Raw genomic sequence first — 20,948 nt, forward strand, 5'->3', positions numbered from 1 at the left:
CCCGCGCGCCGCGGCGCGCCGCGCGCCGCCGCCCCCGCCGCCGGCGCACGGCCACCGGCCGCGACGACGGCCGGGGGCGTGGCGGCAGGTGCGGCCGCCGGCGCGGCCGCGGCGCCGCGGCCGCCCGAGGCCGCCGTCGCGCCGCCGGAATCTCCCCCGACGTGGCAGACCGGCCCGGTCACCGGGCTGCCGCTGCCGCGCTTCGCCGCGCTGCGGTCCGACCAGGTCAACCTGCGTGCCGGGCCGGGCACCCGCTACCCGATCGAGTGGACCTTCCAGCGCCGCGACTGGCCGGTGGAGATCCTGCGCGAGCACGACGTCTGGCGGCGCATCCGCGACGTGGACGGCACCGAGGGCTGGGTGCACGTCTCCACCCTCACCACCCGGCGCAGCTTCCTCGTGCGCGGCGGCGAGGAGCGCCTGCTGCGCCGCAGCCCGGATGCGGAGGCCGCCCCGGTCGCGCGGCTGCGCCCCGGGGTGATCGGCCGGCTGCGCCGCTGCGAGGCCGACAGTGCCTGGTGCGAGGGCCAGGTCGGGAACCACCGGGGCTGGATCCGGCGCGCCGAGATCTGGGGCGTCTGGCCGGGGGAGGAGGTCAGGTAGGCGCGACCGCGCGCCGGCCCCGCTTTACTCGCGCCGCCGCCCCGTCCTAGCCTTCCGCCATGCCCGACGACGCCCCGGCCCACACCCCCGCCACCCACGACCTCGGCGGCGCCAGCCGCTTCCGCTGCACGCCGATCGACCCCGACGACTCGCCGCCCGACGACTTCGGGAAGCGGGTGGACGCGGTGCGCCAGCTCCTCGCGCAGAAGAAGCTGATGACGGTGGACGAGCTGCGCCGCGGGATCGAGGCGATCCCGGCCGAGGAGTACCACGCCCTCGGCTACTACGAGCGCTGGCTGCGCTCGATCGCCAGCCTGATGCTCGAGAAGGGCGTGATCGCGCCGGAGGAGCTGCGATGAGCGCCGCCATCGCCCCCGGCGCCCGCGTGCGCGTCAGGGACGACTGGCCGGAGGAGCGCGGGCCGTGCCACATCCGCACGCCGCATTACGTGCGCGGCCGCACCGGCACGGTGGAGCGCGTGCTCGGGGCGTTCCCGAACCCCGAGGACCTCGCCTTCGGCCGCCCGGCGCCGCGCCGGACGCTCTACCACGTCCGCTTCGACCAGAAGCCGCTGTGGGACGAGGGCAACCCGCGCGACACGGTGCTGGTCGAGATCTTCGAGCACTGGCTCGAACCCCTTGCCGAAGGGAGGCACTGAGATGGCCGCCCCGCCCCGCCCGGAGAGCGTGGAACTGCTGGAGAAGCTCGTCGCGGCGCTGAGCGCCAGGGGCATCCTCACCGAGGAGGAGATCGCCGAGCGCCAGGCGATCACCGACCGCGCCTCGCCCGAGACCGGCGCGCGCATGGTGGCGAAGGCGTGGACCGATCCGGCCTACCGCGCGCTGCTGCTCTCGGACGGCACCGCGGCGGCGGAGGCGATGGGGGTGACCATGGCCGGCGCCCCGCCGCTCGGGGTGCTCGAGGACACGCCGACGCGGCACCACCTCGTCGTGTGCACGCTGTGCAGCTGCTATCCGCGCGCGGTGCTCGGCTATCCGCCGCACTGGTACAAGTCGGCGGCGTACCGGGCGCGGGCGGTGCGCGACCCGCGCGGCGTGCTCGCGGAGTGGGGCACGCACCTGCCGGACAGCGTGGAGATCCGCGTCGTGGACAGCACCGCGGACTACCGCTGGATGGTGCTGCCGATGCGCCCGGCGGGGACGGAGGGGTGGAGCGAGGAGCGGCTCGCCTCGATCGTCACCCGCGACGCGCTGGTCGGCGTGGCGCTGCCCAGGGTGCCCTGAGCGGCGCCGGGGGCGGCGCGCCGCGGTCGAGCAGATCGCGGAGGGCCGGGAACAGCCGGGAGCGTGAATCGGCTCGGCAGACAACGAGCGAGCGCCGTTGCAGCGCGCACGGCCGAGCGGAAACGGCTCTAGCCCTGCGCCGCGCCGCTCCAGGGCTCGCCCCAGCGGTCGCCGAAGACGAACTCGGACAGGTTGCCGCGCCCGACCGGGCCGAACCTCCCCATCGGCCAGCCGATCGGGAGGATGGCGTAGGAGTGCACGCCCGGCGGCAGGCCGAGCGCGGCTTCCGCCTCCCTCTCGAACAGCAGGTGCCGCGTCGTCAGCGTCGCGCCGAGGCCGAGGGCGCGCGCCGCGAGCAGCATGTTCTGCACCGCCGGGTAGATCGAGGCGCCGGACCAGCGGTTCGGCGGGCCGCTCTCCTCGAGGCAGCAGACGATCCAGACGGGGGCCTCGTGGAAGTGCTCGGTCAGGTATTCGACGGCGGCGTGCTGGCGCCGGTACTTCTCCGCGGTGACGCCCGGCGGCGGCGCGCTGGAGGCGTAGCGGGGGCCGATCACCTCGTCGTACGCCTTCTTGTACCAGACCTGCACGGCCTTCTTGATCGCCGGGTCCTTGATCACGAGGAAGCGCCAGCGCTGGAAATTGCCGCCGTTGGCGGCGCAGGTGCCGGCCTCCAGGATCCTGCGGATGAGTTCGTCGGGCACCGGGTCCGGCTTCAGCCGGCGCATCGCCCGCGTGGTGTGCATGATCTCGAAGACGTCGGTTCCTTCGGGCATCGCCTCCCCCTGTCGCCGAGCGGCGGGGGAGCAGGCTAGCCCCGCCGTGCCGGCGCGGGCAACGCGCCCGCGGACTCAGGCCGGCTTGAGTCCGCGGGCGCGTCGTGCGCCAATCCGCGGGGCCGCCGCGAGGCCGCGGCCGCAGGAGAAGCAGCGCGCACGCATGGCCCCGAACCGCAGCATCCCCTCGCCCACCCCCTACGGCCGCATCTTCCCGCCCGATCCGGCCTGGCTGGCGAGGCAGCCGCCGGAGCCGGTGCTCGAGCCCGACCTGCCGATCGTGGACGCGCACCACCACCTCTGGGACCGGCCGGACGGCAACCGCTACCTGCTCGACGACTTCCTCGCCGACCTGCGCAGCGGGCACAACGTCGTCGCCACGGTCTTCGTGCAGTGCCACGCCATGTACCGCGCCGCGGGCCCGGAGGAGATGCGCCCGGTCGGCGAGACGGAGTTCGTCGCCGGCCAGGCGGCGATGAGCGCGAGCGGCCAGTACGGCCCGACGCGCGTCGCCGCGGGCATCGTGGGCTTCGCGGACCTCGCGCTCGGCGACCGCGTGGAGCCGGTGCTGGAGGCGCATGTCCGGGCGGCGGGCGGCCGCTTCCGCGGCGTCCGCCACTCCGCGGCCTGGGACGCCGACCCGGTGATCGGCAACGGCCACCCCCATCCGCACCTGCTGCGCCGGCCGGAGTTCCGCGCCGGGCTCCGGCGCCTGACCGCGATGGGCCTCGCCTTCGACCTCTGGGTGTTCCACCCGCAACTGCCGGAGGCGGTGGAGCTCGTCCGCGCCTTCCCCGACACGCGGTTCGTCCTCGGCCATTGCGGCGGCCCGCTCGGCTACGGCCCCTATGCGGGGAGGCGCGACGAGGTCTTCGCCGCGTGGAAGGCGCCGATGGCGGAGCTGGCGCGCTGCCCGAACGTCGTCGTCAAGCTCGGCGGCATGATGATGCGCCTCGCCGCCTACGACTACGGCGCGGCGGAGGCGCCGCCCGGTTCCGCGCGGCTCGCGGAGCTCTGGCGCCCCTGGATCGAGACCTGCATCGAGCTCTTCGGCGCCGACCGCTGCCTGTTCGAGAGCAACTTCCCGGTCGAGAAGATGGGCATCGGCTACGCGGCGCTGTGGAACGCCTTCAAGCGCATCGCCGCCGGCGCCTCGCCGGCGGAGAAGGCGGCGCTGTTCGCGGGCACGGCGCGGCGGGTGTACCGGCTGTAGGGCGGGCCGGGGGTCCGCGGCCGGCGCGTTGCGCCGCGCGGGGCCGCGGGCCGGCCCGCGTCGCGGCGTTGCCATGGCGCGGCGGCTCACCCATAGTCCGAAGGCTCCCGATCGCGTGATCCGAATCCGTGCCGCCTTCCTCCCTCGACACTGCCCAGGCGGATGGTCGCGCCGGCCTCGCACCGGCGGCGGTGCGCGGCCGCGCCGCGGTGTGCCGCGCCGTCGCCGCCCGCTACGCGGGCGCATCGCGCTGGGCGCAGGGATACGTGCGGGGAAAGCTGCGGTCCGATCCGGCGACGGCCGCGCTGCTGGCGCTCGGCGCCGCGCGGCCGTTCGGGCGGGTGCTCGACCTAGGCTGCGGCCGCGGCCAGCTCGGGCTCGCCCTGCTCGAGGCGGGATGCGCGACGGCGCTGCTCGGCCTCGACCGCGATCGCGCGAAGCTCGAGGAGGCGCGCGCCGCCGCGTCCGGTCTGCCCGCCGGGTTCGTGGAGGGCGATCTGCTCGATCCCGGCGTCGCGTTCCCGGAGGCGGACACGGTCCTGCTGATCGACGTGCTCTACCAGCTTCCGGCCGCGGCGCAGCGGGCGCTGCTGCCCCGGGCGGCGGCTGCGGCGCGGCGGCGGGTCGTGATCCGCGTCTTCGATCCCGGGCGCGGCTGGCGCAGCACCTTCGGCCTCGCGGTGGAGCAGCTCGGCCGCGTGTTCCGCGGCGAGACGGGGCGCACGGCGATCGCGCCGCTGCCGCTCGGCGTCCTCGCCGGCGCGCTGCGGGAGGCCGGATTCGCCCGCGTCGCCATCGCCCCCTGCTGGGGCGCGACGCCGCTGCCCAACGTCCTGCTGCACGCCGAACGGGAGGGCGCGTGACGCGGCCGCCGCCCTCGCCGCTGCGCCGCCTCGCCCTGGCGGCGGCGCTCGTGCTCTCCGCCGCCGGGCCCGCGCTGGGGCAGACGGAGGCGGCGCCGCCCGCACGGGCGCAGGAAAGGCTTCCGCTGCTCGAGATGGGCATCCTCGGCGGCGGCGGGTACGTGCCGGACTATCCGGGGGCGGCGCAGAGCCGGCTGCGCGGCATCGTCTCGCCCTCCATCACCTATCGCGGCGAGCTGCTGCGCGCGGACGAATTTGGGGCGCGGCTGCGCGCCTGGCGCGACGGGGGAGTGGAGTTCTCGTTCAGCGCCTCGGGGTCGTTCCCGGTGTCCTCGCGCGAGAACCGCGCGCGCGAGGGCATGCCCGATCTCGACTGGATGGGCGAGATCGGCCCGACGCTGCGCATCACGCTTTGGCGCGATCCCGCCGCGCCGCGGCGCGTCATGCTGGAGACGCCGGTGCGCGCGGTGTTCTCGACCGACCTGTCGAACATGCGGTTCCGCGGCTGGGTGTTCAACCCGGACATCGCCTGGGAGCAGCGCGACCTCCTCATCCCGCGCAGCCGGTTCCGCATCGGGCTCGGCGTCGTGCTCGCGAACGAGCGGTTCATGGACTACTTCTACGGCGTCGCGCCGGAGTTCGCGCGGCCCGACAGGCCGGCCTACCGCGCGCGCGGCGGCTATCTCGGCACGCGGCTGCAGTTCAGCTACCGCGTGCCGGTCACCGAGCACCTCTCGCTGATCGCCGGCGCGCGGTTCGAGAACTTCGCCGGCGCGACCAACGCCGACAGCCCGCTGTTCCGCCGCGACTTCAACGTGAGCGTCGCGGCCGGCTTCTCCTGGACGCTCTACCGCAGCACGGACACGGTGGCGGCGACGGCCGATCCGCTCGAGTGAGGGGGCGGCAGGAGCATCAGGCGGGCCGGCGCGCCGCGGCGGACGACGACGATGCCGCGCTGGCGGAAGCGCCGGGCGAGCGCCGCGAGCCGGCGCGGGTCGCCGGCGATCAGCAGGTGGCGCTCCGCCCAGCAGCGGCCGCGTCCCCAGCCCTCGGCGAAGCCGAGGCGCCGCGCGGCCTGGCGCAGCGCGGCGTGGCGGCGCATGTTGTGCCCGGGCGGGAGGCGGCGCGCCTGTGGGTTCCAGGCGGAGACGAAGGCGCCCTGGCGCGCCCCGAGGCGGCGCAGCAGGCGGTCCACCGCGGCGCTGCGGCGGCCGATGCGCGCCACCGCGCCCTCGGCCTCGTAGGCGGTGGCGCGCCAGGCGCGCAGCAGCTTCGCCGGCGCGGCCGCGGTGCCGCTCATGGGAGGTGCAGGAGCATCGCCTTGAGGTAGGCGCTCTCCGGCAGCAGGGGATGGACGGGGTGGTCGGGGCCGGCGCCGCCCTGGAACAGGATGCGTGCGCGGTCGCGGCGGCGGGCGCGCCACAGGCCGTGAACCACCGCCTCGGCGAACTCGCCGGGCGCGACGTGGTGGCTGCAGGAGGCGAGGAAGAGGAAGCCGCCCGGCGCGACCAGCGCCGCCGCGAGCCGCGCGAGCTTGGCATAGCCGCGCAGCGCCGGGCCGTGGTCCTTGCGGCTCTTCGCGAAGGCAGGCGGGTCGGCGACGACGATGTCGAAGCGCCGCCCGGTCTCGGCGGTCCGGGCGAGCTCCTCCAAGGCGTCGGCGCGGCGGATCCCGACCCGATCGTGGAGGCCGTTCGCGCGCGCCGCGTCCGCGGCGATGGCGAGGGCGGGCGCGCTCGAATCGAGCAGCGTCACGCGGGCGGCGCCGGCGGCGGCGCAGCGCAGCCCGAAGGCGCCGGTGTGGGCGAAGGCGTCGAGGACCTCGGCGCCCGCGGCGAGCCGCGCGACGCGGTCGCGGTTCTCGCGCTGGTCGAAGAACCAGCCCGTCTTCTGCCCGCCGAGCAGATCCACGGGGATGCGCACGCCGCCCTCCTCGACCGTCGCGCCGGCCTCGGGCGCGCCGTGCAGGGGGCGGATCTCCTCGGGCAGCCCCTCGAGCCGGCGGACGCCGGCATCGTTGCGGGCGACGACGGCGCGCGGCGCGAGGAGGGCGGCGAGGGCCTCGACCAGTGCCGGGGTGGCGCGGTCCATGCCCGCGGTGTTGGCCTGCAGCGCGAGGGCGTCGCCGTAGCGGTCCACCACCAGCCCGGGCAGGCCATCAGCCTCGGCGTGCACGAGCCGATAGAACGGCGTCGCATACAACCGCTCGCGCAGCGCGAGGCACGCGGCGAGCCGCGCCCGGAACCAGGCGGCGTCGATCGCCGCCTCCGGATCGCGATCGAGGCGGCGGGCGGCGATCAGGCTGTGCGGGTTGAAGTGCCAGGCGCCGTGGACGATGCCGTCGTCGCCGACCAGCCGCACCACGCTGCCGGGCGGAACGGCGCGCGCCGCCGCGTCCATCGCGATCTCGTTGGAGAAGGCCCAGGGGTGGCCAGCCTTGACGCGGCGGTCGCGGCCGGGGAGGAGGCGGACGACGGGACGGGTCGAGGAGGGGGGCGTCTCGGACATGCGCCGTGCGCCGTAGCACGCGCCGGGGGGACGCGCACGGGTGCCGCCCCCCTTTTCGAATCGGTCCGGTATCGGTATCTGCGCCGCCGCACGGGGAACGGCGCGGAAGCCGCCGGGGGCGCGGGACAGGTTCGGTCCCGCACCCCGCCGTGGACAGGGGGCGGCGACATGGACAGGGGCGCTTTCGCGGAAGACGAGGCGGCCCGGGCAATGGCCATGCCCGGGACCCGGGCGGGCGGCGAGCGGCGGCGGGCGCCGCGCCTCGGCGTGCTCAAGCGGGCGAAGATCGTCGCCGGGGACGCTATCTTCGACTGCGTGGTGCTGAACAGCGGCGAGCGCGGTGCCCGTGTGCGCGTGGCCCAGCCCGTGGTCCCGCCGGAGCGGGTCGAGCTGCACTTCGCGGGGGGCGGCGTCTTTCCCGCGCGGCGCCGCTGGGTGCGCGGGCTGGAGATCGGCCTCGAATTCGTCGGCGAGGCGACCCTGCGCCGCGAGGCCGCCGAGCTGGCGTGGGTGGCTTACGAGGCCCTGCGCGACGGCCGGCTGCAGGAGGCGATGCAGCGGCTGTGCGCCGTGCGCTTCTTCGACGACGAGGCCCTGCGCGAGGCGGCGGAGGCGGCCGAGGCGGCGTGCGCCCGGCTCGAGGCGCTGCTGCGCGAGCGCGCCCAGCGCCGGCACCCCTGAGGCGTGGCCGCCGCGGCAGGCCGGCGCGCCCTCCGGCCGAAGCGCGGGGCAGGGGCGCGCCGTCTCCTTCCCCGGGCGCTTTCCCCGCCTGCCGGGACCTTCGGGGTTGCGGCGCGGCGGGGGCGGCGCATCATGACCGCATGACGGCCCCGCCGCAGGACGACCCGCCGCCGCCGCTCGCCGGCGTGCTGGAGACCGCGCTCTACGTGGACGACATGGCGCGCGCCCGGGCCTTCTACGAGGGCGTGCTCGGCCTGCGGCCGATGTTCGCCGATGCGCGCCTCACCGCCTACGGTGTCGGCGGGCGCAGCGCGCTGCTCGTGTTCCAGCGCGGCGCCGCGATGCAGGCGACGCGGCTGCCGGGCGGCACCATCCCGCCGCATGACGGCTCGGGTCCGGTGCACTACGCGCTCGCCGTCGCCCGCGCCGACCTTCCGGCCTGGGAGGCGCGCCTCGCCGCCAAGGGCATCGCCATCGAGGGCCGCACCGACTGGCCGCGCGGCGGCCGCAGCCTCTATTTCCGCGATCCGGACGGCCATCTCGGCGAGCTGGCGACGCCCGGGATCTGGCCGATCTACTGACCGAACGAAGGGCTTGCGCAGCATGAGCGGCACCAACCAGCGGATCGACGGCAGGCGGCTGTGGGACAGCCTGATGGCCATGGCCGAGATCGGCGCCACGCCCAAGGGCGGCGTGCGGCGCCTGACGCTCACCGACGTGGACCGCCGCGGCCGGCAGCGCTTCGCGGAGTGGTGCGAGGCGCTCGGCCTCAAGGTGCGCGTGGACGCGATCGGCAACATGTTCGCGAGGCGCGAGGGGCGCGACCCCGGCCGCAAGCCGGTGATGTTCGGCAGCCATCTCGACAGCCAGCCCTCGGGCGGGAAGTTCGACGGGGCGCTCGGCGTGCTCGCCGGGCTCGAGGTGATGCGCACGCTGAACGACCTCGGCCTGGTCACCGAGGCGCCGCTCGAGCTGGTGAACTGGACCGACGAGGAGGGGAGCCGCTTCGGCCACTCGCTGATGGGCAGCGGCGTCTGGGCCGGCGTCTATCCGCTGGAGAAGGCCTATGGGCTGCGGGACGTGGAGGGGGTGAGCGTCTCCGAGGCGCTGGACGCAATCGGCTACAAGGGGCCGGAGCCGGCGCAGTCCTTCCCCGCCGACGCCTATTTCGAGCTGCACATCGAGCAGGGTCCGATCCTCGAGAGGGAGGGCAAGCAGATCGGCATCGTCACCGGCGCGCAGGCGCAGGTGTGGTGGGACGCGGTGTGCACCGGCCGGGACTCGCACGCCGGCACCACGCCGCCCTCGGCGCGCAAGGACGCGCTGGTGGCGACGGCGCGGATCATAGACCTGGTGGACCGCATGATGCGCGCGCGGGGCGAGGACGGGCGCGGCACGGTCGGCTTCGTCCAGGTGCTGCCGAACAGCCGCAACGTCGTGCCGGGAGAGGTGCGCTTCAGCGTCGAGTTCCGCCACCCGGACACCGCCGAGATCGAGCGCCTCGCCGCCGAGTTCCCGCGCGAGGCGGAGGCGATCGCGCGCGGCTGCGGCGTCGGCCTGGAGCTGACGGAGCTGTTCCGCTTCGCGCACCAGCCCTTCGACCCGGAGTGCGTGGACCTGGTGCGCCAGGCCGCGGCCAGGCTCGGCTACGGGGCGCGGGAGATCGTGAGCGGCGCCGGGCACGACGCGGTCTATGTCGCGCGCCGCGTCCCCACCGCGATGATCTTCACGCCCTGCAAGGACGGGCTCTCGCACAACGAGGCCGAGAGCATCCTCCCGGAGGAGGCCGAGGCCGGGGCCCAGGTGCTGTTCGAGGCGGTGGTGGCGCGCGCCAACCGCCCCCTCTGAGCGAGGGGGAGAGCGCCCGCGCCCCGCGCGGCCCCGATGGACCGGGGCCGCTCCCGCCCCCGACCTCGCCGCACCGCCCGCACGGGAAGGAACGCCGCCGATGACCTCCGAGATCCGCTGGGACCGCCTCACCGCGCCCGAGCTCAAGGCGCTCGCCGCGCGCGACGCGCTGGTCGTGCTGCCCGTCGGCAGTCTCGAGCAGCACGGCCCGCACCTGCCGGTCTGGACCGACAGCTTCATCGCCCACGCGCTCGCCTGCCGCGCCGCCGAGCAGGCGCGGGACGTCCCCGCCGTGGTGCTGCCGCCGGTCTGGACCGGGCTCTCCGAGCACCACTTCCCCTTCGGCGGCACGATCAGCGTGGACTACGCGACCTTCCACGCGCTGCTGCGCTGCGTCGTCCGCTCGATCCGCGCCGACGGGTTCCGGCGGCTGCTGATCGTCAACGGCCACGGCGGCAACATCGAGCCGCTCGCCGTCTCGGCGCGCGAGCTGGCGCACGAGTTCGGGATCCCGGTGGTGGTGACCTCCTGGCCCGCCGTCGCCGCCGCCGAGATCGCCGCGGTGCTGACCACCCAGCCCGGCGTGCAGCACGCCTGCGAGGGCGAGACCAGCGTCTGGCTCGCGCTCGATGCGGCCCAGGTGCGGCGGGAGCGGATCGCGGAGGCTGCCTCCGACGCCGCGGCCGGCGCCTCGCCTGCCGCCGCCTTCTCGCGCTTCTGGAGCTTCGAGGAGCGCGCCCCGCGCACCGGCGTGCGCGGCGATCCGCGCGCCGCGACGGCGGAGAAGGGGGAGCGCATCGTCGCCGCGGTCGCCGGCGCGCTCGCGCGCGCCATGCGCGATCCGGCGCTGTGGCGCCAGCCCGACCCGGTCTGGGCGCCCGGCCGGGCGCAACGCCCGCCGTCGGAAGGCTGATCGCCGCGGCGGGACGATCGGGAGGGTGGCGCGCGGTGCCGTCCGGCTGCGCCGGGCGGCGGCGACAGGCTCCGCGCCGTCCACGGCCGGGGGCGCCCGTCACGTATCCTGCGCGGGCGGCCTACCTTCGCGACGGGTGCGGAAGAAGGGCCGGGCGCCCGGGGGGCCCGGCCCTCGCATGGCCCGGCTGTCGCAGGCCTGCCGGGCCTCAGGCGTGCGCCTGGGTCGGCGCCTCATGCTCCATCCAGAGCGCCACGGCGGCGGCCAGGAGCACCAGGGCGCCGAGTACGACGTGGCTCCACATCGCCGCGGCAAGGGCGGCGAAGCCCAGGATCCAGGGCGCGACGATCGCCCAGATGCCGAGCACCAGGTTGGCCCAGGCGGCCGGGTAGGCGTAGCCGGCCAGGGCGCCGGCGCCGATCAGGGCGATCAGCAGGCCGGCGATCCAGGCCGACCAGGCCGGGGTCGCCGCGGCCGAGAAGCCGAAGATCCAGGGGGTGAGGAGCAGGACCAGCCCGAGCACGAGCTGGCTGCCGGCGATCAGGGACTTCCAGGTGGCGTGGCGTGTCATCGGACTGCCTCCTTCCAGGGGCCTCCGATCCTCCTGGCCGGCGCGACCGCGGCCCCGTCCGGTCCCGCCGGCCCGCGCCCGAGGGGGCGCACCGCTCGATCCCCGCCGGGGCGGCGATCAGGCCGCCACCTGCACCGGGATGCGCTTCGTCCGCTGCGCGGCGTGCGGCGCCTTGGGCACGATCACGGCCAGCACGCCGTTGCGGAACTCCGCGCGGATCGCATCCTCCTGGACCTCCCGGTCGAGCGGGATGCGGCGCTCGAAGCGGCCGTAGAAGCGCTCGGTGAAGCGGCGGTCGCGGTCCTCGGTCTCGCTCCGCTTCTCGCCGCGGACGACGAGCGCGCCGTCCTCGAGCAGGACCTCGACATCCTTCTCGTTGACGCCGGGGATCTCGAAGGTCAGGCGGTACTCGCCGTCGGTCTCGACGACCTCGACGGCCGGCCAGTCGGCGGCGAGGCCGCCGAAACGGGTCGTCATCGGCATGCCGAAGCCGCGGAAGACGTCATCGAACAGCCGGTCCATCTCCTGCCGCAGGGTGGCGAACAGGCTGCCCGGCTCGTCGCGGAAGATCGTCGGGATGCGCGAGCGACCGCCGGTCCAGGGGGCGATGTCGCGCATGCTCCTCATCGCGGTCATGGCTGCATCTCCTCCATCCGTGCCAAGTGGGGTGCCCGATGCCGGGGGCCTGGCGGTCGGCCGCCTCCTCGACATGGCCCGGGAGGAGAGATGGTCCGCACGAGGCGGAGCGCGGCGGGCGACGTCGCGCCGCTGCGGAGGCCACCGCCATTCCCGGCCGCCATCGGCTGCGGGGCGGCGCGGGCGGTGGCGGGCCCCCGGGAGCGCTCCCCTGACCATATCCCCGAACCTGCGAGCGACATGGAGCGAGGGACACGGAGCGCCGAGCCCCGATCGGGCACTCGACGCCCGTGAGTTGGTTTCGTTGCCGCGCGTGTCAAGAGGGCGGCCCGCCTGCTGGCGGGGGGCGGGCCGCGGTGCGGTGCCGACCCGGCGACCACTGCCTTAGGCGCCGGGCGCGGCCTCCGGATCGTCCGGCTTCCCCGCGTCAGCGCGCGGGCCCGGCATCAATCGACGAGCGATGTCGCCAGCATCAGCGGAAGTCCTGCGGCCGCGTCAGCTCGTCCGCCCGCGGCGTGTGCGCGATGCCGCTCCGCATCGCCCAGATGTTGCGGAAGAGCAGCATCGGGGCGATCGGGTGGTCTTGCATCACGAAGCGCATGGCCTCCTGCAGCAACTGCTCGCGCTTCTCGTCGTCCATCTCGCGCATCGCGGCGAGCATCCTGGCGTCGAACTCCGGGTTGGAGTACCGGCCGCGGTTGACCGCGCCCGTGCCGCGCTCCCGGTTGAAGGTCATGAGGGCGGAGCGCATCGCCCCCGAGGTCTCGCCCGTCGAGCTGCCCCAGGAGGCGTACCAGACGGAGAACTCCTGGCGGCTGGCGCGGCCGATGAAGTTGGTGAAGGGCATCGCCTCCACCTGCGTGCGCACGCCGATGCGGGTCCACATCTGGCCGACCGCCTGCGCGGTGCGCGCGTCGTTCTGGTAGCGGTCGTTCGAGGTGTGCAGGGTGATGCGGAAGCCGTTGGGGTACCCGGCCTCGGCGAGCAGGCGGCGCGCGGCCTCGGGGTCGGCGCGGGGCGGCTGCAGGTCGGGCACGTGGCCGAACACGCCCTGCCCGACGAACTGCATGCTCGGGCTCGCGGCGCCCTCCATCACCCTCTCCACGATCGCGTGCCGGTCGATGGCGATCGAGAGGGCCTGGCGCACCCGCCGGTCCTTCAGCGGGTTCCGCTCGAGCGGTCTGCCGTCGTTGTCGGCGACGAAGGGAGTGGCGCCCTCGCGGCTGTGGTCGAACACGAGGAAGGCGTTGCGCAGGCTCTCGGTCTCCGAGATCGCGATGCGCGGGTCGCGCCGCAGTCGCGCGATGTCCGAGGTCGGGACCTGCTCGATGGCGTCGAGGTCGCCCGCGAGCAGCGCCGCCGTGCGGGCCGGATCGTTGGTCACCATCCGGTAGTCCACGCGCTCCCAGCGCGGCTTCTCGCCCCAGTAGGCGTCGTTGCGGGCCATCAGGATGCGGTCGCTGGGGCGGTGCTCGACGAGGCGGAAGGGACCGGTGCCGATCACCGCGCGGCCGGCGTTGAAGTCGTCGGTGGTGGCGTTCTCGTGCGTGCGGCGGTTGAGGACGGCGATGCGCGCGAGGTCCACCAGCAGGTTGGGGTAGGGGCCGTTGGTGCGGATCCGCACCGTCATCGGGTCCACCACCTCCACCGCCGCGATCGAGCGCGTGTAGGTGGTGAAGGAACCCGGGCTGTTCACGATGGTCGGCAGGCGGGCGATGGTGAAGGCGATGTCCTCGGCGGTGAACTCCGCGCCGTTGTGGAATCGGACGCCGGCGCGCAGGCGGAACTCCCAGGTGTCGTCGGCGAGGAGGCGCCAGCTCTCGAGCAGGCCGGGGTGGACGCGCGCCTGGGCGTCGCTCTCCAGCATGCGGTCGAAGAAGGTGGCGGCGACCGCGTTGTTCGGGCCGACGTTGTAGAAGTGCGGGTCGAGCGAGCCGATGATCGAGGCCGAGCCGACCGAGAAGTTCTGCGCCTTCGTCGCCGGCGCCCAGGCGGTCAGCGCCGCCAGCGCCGCCGCGTGCCATGCCCTGAGCATCTTGATGTTGTCCTCCCTGTTGCGGTGGCGGGTTCGCGCGCCGCAACCGCGACGGCCGCGCGCCGGTCCCGCCGCTCGCGCGGAGCGGGGGCGCCGTTGTGCGGCACTCTGCACCGGTGGCGCCGCCCGGTCCACCGGCTTCGGCCCTCGCGATGCGGAGGGGCGCGGCCGCGCCACGCGGTGCCGGGGGCTTCCGCCGCGCCGGCGCGGCCCGCGGTCATCGGCACCGGTCCGGCGCCGATCGGGAGGCGCATCCGCACTTCCCGCCTTGAGGCGGCTCCCGGGGCGACGAGGCGGTCGCCCGCCAGCCTTGGTGGCGCGGCGCCTGGCCGGGGCTGCCGCCGGCTCAGGCCGTCTCGCGCTGCCTGGCCTCGGCGCTGGCCGCGAGCACCGCGTGGAGGGTGTTGGTCAGCTCCCGGTCCTCGGCGCGGCTCCGCAGGGAGGTGAGGAGGCCGGCGAATAGGCCGACGCCGACGCCGCCGAGGGCGAGCCGGATCGCGGCTCCGTAGCCGTTGTCGCCGAGGCAGCCGACGGCCTCCATCCAGCCCGCGGCGGCCGCGGCGCAGCGGGCGGGCGCGTTGGGGTCCTCCAGCACGAGGAGCAGGGCGATGCCGGCGGCGAGCAGGAGGAAGAGGACCGCGCCGCCGGCGAGGAGCCGCTCGAGCGTCGCGACCAGGCCGGTGTTGTTCTGCTGCGCCATTGCCGGGTTCCGTTGCCTTGACGGCATGAGGATGCCACAGGACGGCGCGCAATCACAGAAAAATGATCGCATCCAACGTGAAAAATCCCTTGCCCGTGGCTTGACGGTGTCAGACCCGGCGGATCCTTGGGTCGCCGGCCCTCGGCCCCCGCGCAAGGTCGGCGTGCCCGTGCCTGGCCACGCGCCGCCGCCAGGGCGTGATGGCCGATCCGCCCCGACCGTCATCAAAGATTCACCAAACCGCAACACGACCGCCTCGGCCCGCGCCTAGAACCGGTCCGGAGACGGCCGCCCGCCCGCCACCGCTTCCGGGAACCCCGGCGCGCCGGAGCGCCAAGCGGCGAAGGACGGCTCCCTTCCCGCGCGCGTACCGCCGCGCCCGAGCCACCTCGAAAGGAGCGCCACCCCATGAGCCACAGAACCACCGGCCCGCTCGCCGCCGCCGCGACCATCGCCGCCATGCTGATCCACCAGGCGCCCGCGGCCGCCCAGGCGACCATCACCATCGACGGGTCGAGCACCGTCTTCCCCATCGCCGAGGCCGTCGCCGAGGAGTTCCAGCGCGCCAACCGCAACGTGCGCGTCACCGTCGGCATCTCCGGCACCGGCGGCGGGTTCAAGAAGTTCTGCCGCGGCGAGACCCAGATGCAGAACGCCTCCCGCCCCATCCTGCAGGCGGAGATGGAGGAATGCCGCCGCGCTGGCGTCCGCTACGTCGAGCTGCCGATCGCCTTCGACGCCATCACCGTCGTCGTCAGTCCGCGGAATCGCTTCGTCGAATGCCTGACCGTGGCCGAGCTCCGGCGCGTCTGGGAACCGGCGGCGCAGGGCCGGATCACGAACTGGAACCAGGTGCGCCAGGGCTTCCCCGACGCGCGCCTCACCCTCTACGGGCCCGGCGCGGACAGCGGCACCTTCGACTACTTCACCGAGGCCGTCGTCGGCCGCGCCAAGGCGAGCCGCGGCGACTACACGGCGAGCGAGGACGACAACGTCCTGGTCCAGGGCGTGGCGCGCGACCCGAACGCGCTCGGCTACATCCCCTTCTCCTACGTCGCCTCCCACGCCGACACCCTGCGGACGGTCGCGGTGGACGGCGGGCGCGGCTGCGTGCGGCCCTCGGCCGAGACGGTGGAGGACGGCACCTATTCCCCGCTGTCGCGCCCGCTCTTCCTCTACGTGAACCTCCAGGCGCTGGACCGGCCGGAGGTCCGGGGCATCGCCGAGTTCTACCTCTCCCCGGCCGGGCGCAACCTGATCCGCGAGGTCCGCTACGTACCGCTGCCCGAGCAGGCCTACGAGATCGGCCTGCGGCGCATCCGCGAGCGGATCGCCGGGACCGGGTACGGCGGGCAGCCGGAGGTCGGCATGCCGATCGTGGAGGTCCTGCGGCACGATCCGCGCGAATAGCCGGCCGGCGGGCCCCCGTGCGGGCGGCGCTTGCGCCGGCCGCGCGCGGCGGCCAATTCACCCGCCGGCGAGAACGGACGGAACAGGACCCCCCCCAGGATGCTTGAGGGCATACCCGCCCGGCAGAGGGCGAAGGAGCGCGCGATCGAGGGGCTTCTGTTCCTCGCCGGCGTCTCCTCGATCCTGGTCACCACGGCGATCGCGGCGATCCTGATCTACGAGTCCTCGGCCTTCTTCCGCGAGGTCAGCGTCGTCGAGTTCCTCACCGACACCATGTGGACCCCGCTCTTCGCGGAGCCGCGCTACGGCATCCTGCCGCTGCTCGCGGGCACGGTGCTCTCGGCGAGCGTCGGCCTGCTGGTGGCGATCCCGCTCGGGCTGACGATCGCGATCTATCTCTCGGAGTTCGCCTCGGAGCGGATGCGCGAGACGGTCAAGCCCGTGCTCGAGCTGCTGGCGGGCATCCCGACGGTGGTGTTCGGCTACTTCGCGCTGTTCCTCGTCACGCCCCTGCTGCAGCGTACGGTCCTGCCCGACCTGCCGGGCTTCAACGTGCTCTCCGCCGGCATCGTGATCGGCATCATGATCGTGCCCTACGTCTCCTCCCTCGCCGAGGACGCGATGCGGGCGGTGCCGATGAGCCTGCGCGAGGGCTCCTTCGCGATGGGGGCGAACCGGGTCGAGACGGCGCTCAAGGTCGTGGTGCCGGCGGCCTTCTCCGGGATCGCCGCGGCCTGCATCCTCGCCGCCTCGCGCGCGGTGGGGGAGACGATGGTGGTGGCGATCGCCGCCGGCCAGCAGCCGAACCTCACCCTCGACCCGACGCAGCCGGCGGCGACGATCACCGCCTACATCGTGCAGGTCTCGCTCGGCGACCTGCCGCACGCAAGCATCGGCTACCAGTCGATCTTCGCCGCGGGACTCACGCTGTTCGTGCTGACGCTGCTGTTCAACCTGGCCGGCCACGCGCTGCGCCGGCGCTTCCGGGAGATCTACGAATGAGCGGCGGCGCGCTCTCCGCCGAGGCGGCGGCCCGCGGCATGCCGCGGGCGTCGGTCGGCCGGCTGCGGTCCAACGCCGACCTGATCTTCGCGGCGATCGGGCTGGTCGCGCTGATGATCGGCGTGCTGACCCTGACGGCGCTGATCGTGGACCTCGCGGTGCGCGGGCTGCCGCGGCTCGACCTGCAGTTCCTGACCAGCTTCCCCTCGCGCCGGCCGGCGCAGGCGGGGATCCTCTCGGCCTGGGTCGGGACGGCGCTGGTGATGCTGGTCACCGCGGTGGTCACCATCCCGCTCGGCATCGCCGCGGCGATCTATCTCGAGGAGTACGCGCCGAAGAACCGGCTTACCGCGGTGATCGAGGTCAACGTCTCGAACCTCGCGGGCGTGCCCTCGATCATCTACGGCCTGCTCGCCCTCGGGCTGTTCGTCTACCTGCTCGGGCTCGGGCGGAGCATCCTCACCGCGGGGCTCACCCTCGCGCTGCTCGTGCTGCCGATCATCATCGTCGCGACGCGCGAGGCGCTGCGGGCGGTGCCGCCGACGGTGCGCGAGGCCGCCTACGCGCTCGGCGCGACCCGCTGGCGCGTGATCGCGGACCACCTGCTGCCCTATTCGTCGGGCGGCATCGCGACCGGCGTGATCATCGCGCTCTCCCGCGCCATCGGCGAGACGGCGCCGCTGATCACCATCGGCGCGCTCACCTTCATCGCCTTCCTGCCGGCGCCGCCGGTGCGGCCCGAGTTCCCGTTCGTCAGCTTCCAGTGGCTGTTCGACCCGTTCACGGTGCTGCCGATCCAGATGTTCAACTGGGTCTCGCGGCCGGGCACCGACTTCCTGCCGAACGCGGCGGCGGCCGGTCTGGTGCTGATCCTCATGACCATCGCGATGAACCTCACCGCGATCTACATCCGCATCCGCGTCAGGAGGAAGGTCAAGTGGTGAACGAGGCCGCCCTGAGGACGCCGCCGCCGGCGGTGCGCGCCGGCGTCGCGGCGTCCGCCGCGGAGGCGCCGGCCGAGCGGCGCGTCAAGCTGCGCTGCCGCGACTTCCACTTCTACTACGGCGCCTTCCACGCGCTGAAGGGCATCAACCTCGCCTTCGAGGAGGGCGCCGTCACCGCGCTGATCGGGCCCTCGGGCTGCGGCAAGTCCACGCTGCTGCGCAGCTTCAACCGCATGCACGACCTCTACCCCGGCACCCGCTACGAGGGCGAGGTGCTGATGGAGCCCTACGGCGTCAACATCGTCGACCGCCGGGTGGACGCGATGGCGGTGCGGATGCGCATCGGCATGGTGTTCCAGAAGCCGAACCCCTTCCCGAAGTCCATCTACGAGAACGTCGCCTACGGCCTGCGCCTGCGCGGCGAGCGCCGCCGCGCCGCGCTCGACGAGAAGGTCGAGGCGGCGCTGCGCGACGCCGCCCTCTGGGACGAGGTGAAGGACCGCCTGCGCGAGCCCGGCACCGCGCTCTCCGGCGGGCAGCAGCAGCGGCTCTGCATCGCCCGCGCCATGGCGACCGACCCCGAGGTGATCCTGTTCGACGAGCCGACCTCGGCGCTCGACCCCATCGCCACCGCCAAGATCGAGGACCTGGTGCAGCAGCTCGCCGGCCGCGTCACCGTGGTCATCGTCACCCACAACATGCAGCAGGCGGCGCGGGTGTCCCAGCACACGGCCTTCATGTACCTCGGCGAGGTGGTGGAGTTCGGCGAGACCGGCCAGATCTTCACCGCCCCGCGGATCCAGCAGACCCAGGACTACATCACCGGCCGCTTCGGCTGATCGCGGCGGCAGGAGGGCGCGACCATGGTGGGAGAGACGACCACGCCGGCGCACACGGTGCGCAGCTACGACCAGGATCTGCAGCGCCTGCGCGACATGGTCGCCCGCATGGGCGGCCTCGCCGAGCGCCAGGTCGCCGACGCGACGGCGGCGCTGGTCCGTCGCGACACGGAACTCGCGGAGGAGGTGGTCCGGCGCGACGCCCAGATCGACCAGCTCGAGCGCGACATCGAGGCGTTCTGCGTGCGCCTCCTCGCGCTGCGCCAGCCGATGGCGCAGGACCTGCGCCTGATCGTCGGCGCGATGCGGATCAGCCACGCGCTCGAGCGCATCGGCGACTACGCCCGCAACGCCGCCAAGCGGGCCATCGTGCTCGCCGGGCTGCCCCCGATCGGCAGCCTCAACGGCTTCGAGCGCATGGCGCGGCTGGTGCAGGAGAACCTCAAGGGCGCGATGGACGCGCTGGTGCACGACGACGCGGCGCGCGCCGACGAGGTCTGGGCCGCCGACGAGCCGGTGGACGAGATCTACAACGGCATCTTCCGCGAGATGCTGACCCACATGATGGAGGACCCCCGCAACATCACCGCGGCCACGCACCTGCTGTTCATCGCCAAGAACCTCGAGCGCATCGGCGACCACACCACCAACATCGCCGAGATGGTCCACTACGCGGTGCGCGGCGACACCCTGCCGGAGGACCGGCCGAAGGCCGACACCTCCGTCTCCGCCGTCGTGCGGCCGCCGGAGGGCTGAGGCGACCGCGATGACCGACGCCCGCGCCGCGGCCGGCGGCGCCGCGAGGCCCACGATCCTGGTCGTCGAGGACGAGGCGCCGCTCCTCACCCTGCTCCGCTACAACCTGGAGAAGCAGGGGTTCCGGGTGGAGGAGGCGGCGGACGGCCAGGAGGCGCTGCTGCGCGTGGCCGAATCCCGCCCGGATCTGGTGCTGCTCGACTGGATGCTGCCCACGCTCTCCGGCCTCGAGGTGTGCCGGCAGATCCGCCGCCGGCCGGCGACGCGCAACCTGCCGATCATCATGCTGACGGCGCGGACCGAGGCCCAGGACGCGGTCCGTGCCCTCGACACCGGGGCCGACGACCACATCGGCAAGCCCTTCGCGATGGAGGCGCTGCTCGCGCGGATCCGCGCTCTGCTCCGCCGCTCGGGCGGCGCGGCGCCGCCGCCGCGGGGCGTGCTCGCCTTCGCCGGGCTCGCGATGGACCAGGACGCGCATCGCGTGACGCGCGAGGGGCGGGCGCTGCACCTCGGGCCGACCGAGTACCGCCTGCTCGAGTTCCTCCTCCGGCATCCGCGCCGGGTGTTCTCGCGCGAGCAGATCCTCGACGCGGTGTGGGGGCAGGACATCCACGTCGAGCCGCGCACCGTGGACGTGCACGTCCGCCGGCTGCGCCGCGCCATCAACGGGCCCGGCGAGCCGGACCTGATCCGCACCGTGCGCTCCGCGGGCTACGCCCTCGACACCGGGCCCGACCCGGGCTGACAGGGGCCGCGGCGGCGCGCCCCGCTCCTGCCCCTACCCGAGCGCGGCGCGAGGCGGCATGCTGCGGCCGGGAGCACCCAGGACCGCGGACCAGGCCGAGGCAGGCGCAGCGCATGACCGTCCCCCCCGAACGATTCCGCGACGCCATGGCCCGGCTGGGCGCGGCGGTGAACGTCATCACCACCGGCGGGCCGGCGGGCCGGGGCGGGCTGACCGCCAGCGCCGTCTGCAGCGTCACCGACGACCCGCCGACGCTGCTCGTCTGCATGAACCGCAAGGCGAGCGCCCATCCGCTGTTCAAGGCGAACGGCGTGCTCTGCGTGAACACCCTCGCCGCCAGCCAGCGCGAGGTCTCCGACACCTTCTCGGGCCGCACCGGCCTCTCCGGCGAGGATCGCTTCGCCTGCGCCCGGTGGACCGAGCTCGCGACCGGCGCGCCGGTGCTCGAGGGCGCGGTCGCGTCCTTCGACTGCCGCATCGTGGACGTGGTCGAGCGCGGGACCCACAGCGTGGTCTTCGCCGAGGTCGAGGCGATCCGCCAGGGCGACCCCGGCGGCGAGGCGCTGATCTACTTCGCGCGCAACTACCACCGGCTCGGCGGCCCCACCCCGCGCGACGGCGGCTGAGCCGGGCGCAGCCGCGCGTCCCGCTCCCGTCC

General features: G+C 74.6%; 25 protein-coding genes. 18 read left to right on the top strand and 7 right to left on the bottom strand.

The genetic code is table 11. The features are described from left to right. The 4 genes from IEX99_RS05415 to IEX99_RS05430 all read left to right on the top strand — a co-directional run. Nucleotides 1-603: SH3 domain-containing protein (locus IEX99_RS05415; protein ID WP_308421471.1), on the top strand; the 603-nt coding region annotated here is incomplete at its 5' end. Between the two features lie 59 nt (nucleotides 604-662). Next, nucleotides 663-962: an SH3-like domain-containing protein gene (locus IEX99_RS22800; protein WP_188899009.1), complete on the top strand. Its 300-nt coding sequence runs from the start codon at nucleotides 663-665 to the stop codon at nucleotides 960-962. Next, nucleotides 959-1,261, top strand: a complete 303-nt coding sequence (locus IEX99_RS22805) for an SH3-like domain-containing protein (protein ID WP_188899010.1) — start codon at nucleotides 959-961, stop codon at nucleotides 1,259-1,261. The genes IEX99_RS22800 and IEX99_RS22805 overlap by 4 nt, the downstream gene beginning before the upstream one ends. Before the next feature lies 1 nt (nucleotide 1,262). Continuing rightward, on the top strand, nucleotides 1,263-1,847 hold the full coding sequence (locus tag IEX99_RS05430) for a nitrile hydratase subunit alpha (RefSeq protein WP_188899011.1): 585 nt from the start codon (nucleotides 1,263-1,265) through the stop codon (nucleotides 1,845-1,847). 128 nt (nucleotides 1,848-1,975) lie between these two features. On the opposite strand, the gene IEX99_RS05435 is transcribed toward IEX99_RS05430, so the two are convergent. Beyond that, nucleotides 1,976-2,623 carry a nitroreductase family protein gene (locus tag IEX99_RS05435; RefSeq protein ID WP_188899012.1) on the bottom strand — a complete coding sequence of 216 codons (648 nt, stop codon included), beginning with the start codon at nucleotides 2,621-2,623 and terminating at the stop codon, nucleotides 1,976-1,978. A 163-nt stretch (nucleotides 2,624-2,786) separates the two neighbouring features. Between IEX99_RS05435 and IEX99_RS05440 the strand changes: the two genes are divergently transcribed. The 3 genes from IEX99_RS05440 to IEX99_RS05450 all read left to right on the top strand — a co-directional run bounded on the left by IEX99_RS05440 (nucleotide 2,787) and on the right by IEX99_RS05450 (nucleotide 5,595). Continuing rightward, nucleotides 2,787-3,836 carry an amidohydrolase family protein gene (locus tag IEX99_RS05440; RefSeq protein WP_188899013.1) on the top strand — a complete coding sequence of 350 codons (1,050 nt, stop codon included), beginning with the start codon at nucleotides 2,787-2,789 and terminating at the stop codon, nucleotides 3,834-3,836. A 128-nt stretch (nucleotides 3,837-3,964) separates the two neighbouring features. Continuing rightward, nucleotides 3,965-4,699, top strand: coding sequence for a class I SAM-dependent methyltransferase (locus IEX99_RS05445; protein WP_188899014.1), 735 nt, complete (start codon nucleotides 3,965-3,967; stop codon nucleotides 4,697-4,699). Then, on the top strand, nucleotides 4,696-5,595 hold the full coding sequence (locus IEX99_RS05450; RefSeq protein ID WP_188899015.1) for a MipA/OmpV family protein: 900 nt from the start codon (nucleotides 4,696-4,698) through the stop codon (nucleotides 5,593-5,595). Before IEX99_RS05445 ends, IEX99_RS05450 begins: the two co-directional genes overlap by 4 nt. Here the strand turns inward: IEX99_RS05450 and IEX99_RS05455 are convergent. Beyond that, entirely contained in the window at nucleotides 5,547-5,999 is a 453-nt protein-coding gene (locus tag IEX99_RS05455; RefSeq protein WP_188899016.1) for a DUF3293 domain-containing protein, read from the bottom strand. The genes IEX99_RS05450 and IEX99_RS05455 overlap by 49 nt on opposite strands. Next, nucleotides 5,996-7,207 (bottom strand): class I SAM-dependent rRNA methyltransferase, encoded by a 1,212-nt coding sequence (locus tag IEX99_RS05460; protein WP_188899017.1) that lies wholly within the window; start codon nucleotides 7,205-7,207, stop codon nucleotides 5,996-5,998. The genes IEX99_RS05455 and IEX99_RS05460 overlap by 4 nt, the downstream gene beginning before the upstream one ends. 216 nt (nucleotides 7,208-7,423) lie before the next feature. Here IEX99_RS05460 and IEX99_RS05465 point away from each other — a divergent pair, with 216 nt between their 5' ends. The 4 genes from IEX99_RS05465 (at nucleotide 7,424) to IEX99_RS05480 (ending at nucleotide 10,649) form a co-directional block, all read left to right on the top strand. Then, nucleotides 7,424-7,888: a PilZ domain-containing protein gene (locus tag IEX99_RS05465; protein ID WP_188899018.1), complete on the top strand. Its 465-nt coding sequence runs from the start codon at nucleotides 7,424-7,426 to the stop codon at nucleotides 7,886-7,888. Between the two features lie 140 nt (nucleotides 7,889-8,028). Further along, nucleotides 8,029-8,469: a VOC family protein gene (locus IEX99_RS05470; RefSeq protein ID WP_188899019.1), complete on the top strand. Its 441-nt coding sequence runs from the start codon at nucleotides 8,029-8,031 to the stop codon at nucleotides 8,467-8,469. Nucleotides 8,470-8,491: 22 nt separating this feature from the next. Further along, nucleotides 8,492-9,736, top strand: coding sequence for a Zn-dependent hydrolase (locus tag IEX99_RS05475; protein ID WP_188899020.1), 1,245 nt, complete (start codon nucleotides 8,492-8,494; stop codon nucleotides 9,734-9,736). Between the two features lie 100 nt (nucleotides 9,737-9,836). Then, complete coding sequence (locus IEX99_RS05480) at nucleotides 9,837-10,649, top strand: creatininase family protein (RefSeq protein ID WP_188899021.1); 813 nt, start codon at nucleotides 9,837-9,839, stop codon at nucleotides 10,647-10,649. A gap of 208 nt (nucleotides 10,650-10,857) precedes the next feature. Here IEX99_RS05480 and IEX99_RS05485 read toward each other — a convergent pair whose 3' ends face one another. From IEX99_RS05485 to IEX99_RS05500, 4 genes are all read right to left on the bottom strand, one after another. Beyond that, the gene (locus IEX99_RS05485; protein WP_188899022.1) at nucleotides 10,858-11,220 is read right to left on the bottom strand and encodes an SPW repeat protein; all 363 of its coding nucleotides are present in this window, start codon (nucleotides 11,218-11,220) and stop codon (nucleotides 10,858-10,860) included. A 117-nt stretch (nucleotides 11,221-11,337) separates the two neighbouring features. Next, nucleotides 11,338-11,856 carry an Hsp20/alpha crystallin family protein gene (locus IEX99_RS05490; RefSeq protein ID WP_229677826.1) on the bottom strand — a complete coding sequence of 173 codons (519 nt, stop codon included), beginning with the start codon at nucleotides 11,854-11,856 and terminating at the stop codon, nucleotides 11,338-11,340. A 472-nt stretch (nucleotides 11,857-12,328) separates the two neighbouring features. Continuing rightward, nucleotides 12,329-13,891 (bottom strand): ABC transporter substrate-binding protein, encoded by a 1,563-nt coding sequence (locus IEX99_RS05495; RefSeq protein ID WP_188899023.1) that lies wholly within the window; start codon nucleotides 13,889-13,891, stop codon nucleotides 12,329-12,331. A 346-nt stretch (nucleotides 13,892-14,237) separates the two neighbouring features. Beyond that, complete coding sequence (locus IEX99_RS05500; protein ID WP_188899024.1) at nucleotides 14,238-14,591, bottom strand: hypothetical protein; 354 nt, start codon at nucleotides 14,589-14,591, stop codon at nucleotides 14,238-14,240. A 408-nt stretch (nucleotides 14,592-14,999) separates the two neighbouring features. On the opposite strand from IEX99_RS05500, the gene IEX99_RS05505 reads away from it, so the two are divergent. The 7 genes from IEX99_RS05505 to IEX99_RS05535 all read left to right on the top strand — a co-directional run bounded on the left by IEX99_RS05505 (nucleotide 15,000) and on the right by IEX99_RS05535 (nucleotide 20,916). Beyond that, nucleotides 15,000-16,001 (top strand): PstS family phosphate ABC transporter substrate-binding protein, encoded by a 1,002-nt coding sequence (locus tag IEX99_RS05505; protein WP_188899025.1) that lies wholly within the window; start codon nucleotides 15,000-15,002, stop codon nucleotides 15,999-16,001. A gap of 99 nt (nucleotides 16,002-16,100) precedes the next feature. Next, nucleotides 16,101-17,003, top strand: a complete 903-nt coding sequence (gene pstC / locus IEX99_RS05510) for a phosphate ABC transporter permease subunit PstC (RefSeq protein WP_188899026.1) — start codon at nucleotides 16,101-16,103, stop codon at nucleotides 17,001-17,003. Further along, on the top strand, nucleotides 17,000-17,947 hold the full coding sequence (gene pstA, locus IEX99_RS05515; RefSeq protein ID WP_229677827.1) for a phosphate ABC transporter permease PstA: 948 nt from the start codon (nucleotides 17,000-17,002) through the stop codon (nucleotides 17,945-17,947). The genes pstC and pstA overlap by 4 nt, the downstream gene beginning before the upstream one ends. After that, on the top strand, nucleotides 17,944-18,786 hold the full coding sequence (gene pstB, locus IEX99_RS05520; RefSeq protein ID WP_373285161.1) for a phosphate ABC transporter ATP-binding protein PstB: 843 nt from the start codon (nucleotides 17,944-17,946) through the stop codon (nucleotides 18,784-18,786). Before pstA ends, pstB begins: the two co-directional genes overlap by 4 nt. 24 nt (nucleotides 18,787-18,810) lie before the next feature. After that, nucleotides 18,811-19,542: a phosphate signaling complex protein PhoU gene (phoU, locus tag IEX99_RS05525; RefSeq protein ID WP_188899027.1), complete on the top strand. Its 732-nt coding sequence runs from the start codon at nucleotides 18,811-18,813 to the stop codon at nucleotides 19,540-19,542. A gap of 10 nt (nucleotides 19,543-19,552) precedes the next feature. Continuing rightward, nucleotides 19,553-20,290 carry a phosphate regulon transcriptional regulator PhoB gene (gene phoB / locus IEX99_RS05530; protein ID WP_188899028.1) on the top strand — a complete coding sequence of 246 codons (738 nt, stop codon included), beginning with the start codon at nucleotides 19,553-19,555 and terminating at the stop codon, nucleotides 20,288-20,290. A gap of 113 nt (nucleotides 20,291-20,403) precedes the next feature. Next, nucleotides 20,404-20,916, top strand: a complete 513-nt coding sequence (locus IEX99_RS05535; RefSeq protein WP_188899029.1) for a flavin reductase — start codon at nucleotides 20,404-20,406, stop codon at nucleotides 20,914-20,916. Nucleotides 20,917-20,948: the final 32 nt, after the last annotated feature.

Origin of the sequence: Caldovatus sediminis, from assembly GCF_014644455.1 — a bacterium.
In the GTDB taxonomy this organism is placed as follows: domain Bacteria; phylum Pseudomonadota; class Alphaproteobacteria; order Acetobacterales; family Acetobacteraceae; genus Caldovatus; species Caldovatus sediminis.

Coding starts and splice junctions, on each gene's coding strand:
- pstC (WP_188899026.1), top strand. CDS start 16,101: ATGCTTGAGGGCATACCCGCCCGGCAGAGGGCGAAGGAGCGCGCGATC.
- IEX99_RS22805 (WP_188899010.1), top strand. CDS start 959: ATGAGCGCCGCCATCGCCCCCGGCGCCCGCGTGCGCGTCAGGGACGAC.
- phoU (WP_188899027.1), top strand. CDS start 18,811: ATGGTGGGAGAGACGACCACGCCGGCGCACACGGTGCGCAGCTACGAC.
- IEX99_RS05500 (WP_188899024.1), bottom strand. CDS start 14,591: ATGGCGCAGCAGAACAACACCGGCCTGGTCGCGACGCTCGAGCGGCTC.
- IEX99_RS05465 (WP_188899018.1), top strand. CDS start 7,424: ATGCCCGGGACCCGGGCGGGCGGCGAGCGGCGGCGGGCGCCGCGCCTC.
- IEX99_RS05430 (WP_188899011.1), top strand. CDS start 1,263: ATGGCCGCCCCGCCCCGCCCGGAGAGCGTGGAACTGCTGGAGAAGCTC.
- IEX99_RS05435 (WP_188899012.1), bottom strand. CDS start 2,623: ATGCCCGAAGGAACCGACGTCTTCGAGATCATGCACACCACGCGGGCG.
- pstA (WP_229677827.1), top strand. CDS start 17,000: ATGAGCGGCGGCGCGCTCTCCGCCGAGGCGGCGGCCCGCGGCATGCCG.
- IEX99_RS05535 (WP_188899029.1), top strand. CDS start 20,404: ATGACCGTCCCCCCCGAACGATTCCGCGACGCCATGGCCCGGCTGGGC.
- IEX99_RS22800 (WP_188899009.1), top strand. CDS start 663: ATGCCCGACGACGCCCCGGCCCACACCCCCGCCACCCACGACCTCGGC.
- IEX99_RS05470 (WP_188899019.1), top strand. CDS start 8,029: ATGACGGCCCCGCCGCAGGACGACCCGCCGCCGCCGCTCGCCGGCGTG.
- IEX99_RS05480 (WP_188899021.1), top strand. CDS start 9,837: ATGACCTCCGAGATCCGCTGGGACCGCCTCACCGCGCCCGAGCTCAAG.
- IEX99_RS05455 (WP_188899016.1), bottom strand. CDS start 5,999: ATGAGCGGCACCGCGGCCGCGCCGGCGAAGCTGCTGCGCGCCTGGCGC.
- IEX99_RS05485 (WP_188899022.1), bottom strand. CDS start 11,220: ATGACACGCCACGCCACCTGGAAGTCCCTGATCGCCGGCAGCCAGCTC.
- IEX99_RS05440 (WP_188899013.1), top strand. CDS start 2,787: ATGGCCCCGAACCGCAGCATCCCCTCGCCCACCCCCTACGGCCGCATC.
- phoB (WP_188899028.1), top strand. CDS start 19,553: ATGACCGACGCCCGCGCCGCGGCCGGCGGCGCCGCGAGGCCCACGATC.
- IEX99_RS05490 (WP_229677826.1), bottom strand. CDS start 11,856: ATGACCGCGATGAGGAGCATGCGCGACATCGCCCCCTGGACCGGCGGT.
- IEX99_RS05505 (WP_188899025.1), top strand. CDS start 15,000: ATGAGCCACAGAACCACCGGCCCGCTCGCCGCCGCCGCGACCATCGCC.
- IEX99_RS05460 (WP_188899017.1), bottom strand. CDS start 7,207: ATGTCCGAGACGCCCCCCTCCTCGACCCGTCCCGTCGTCCGCCTCCTC.
- IEX99_RS05495 (WP_188899023.1), bottom strand. CDS start 13,891: ATGCTCAGGGCATGGCACGCGGCGGCGCTGGCGGCGCTGACCGCCTGG.
- IEX99_RS05475 (WP_188899020.1), top strand. CDS start 8,492: ATGAGCGGCACCAACCAGCGGATCGACGGCAGGCGGCTGTGGGACAGC.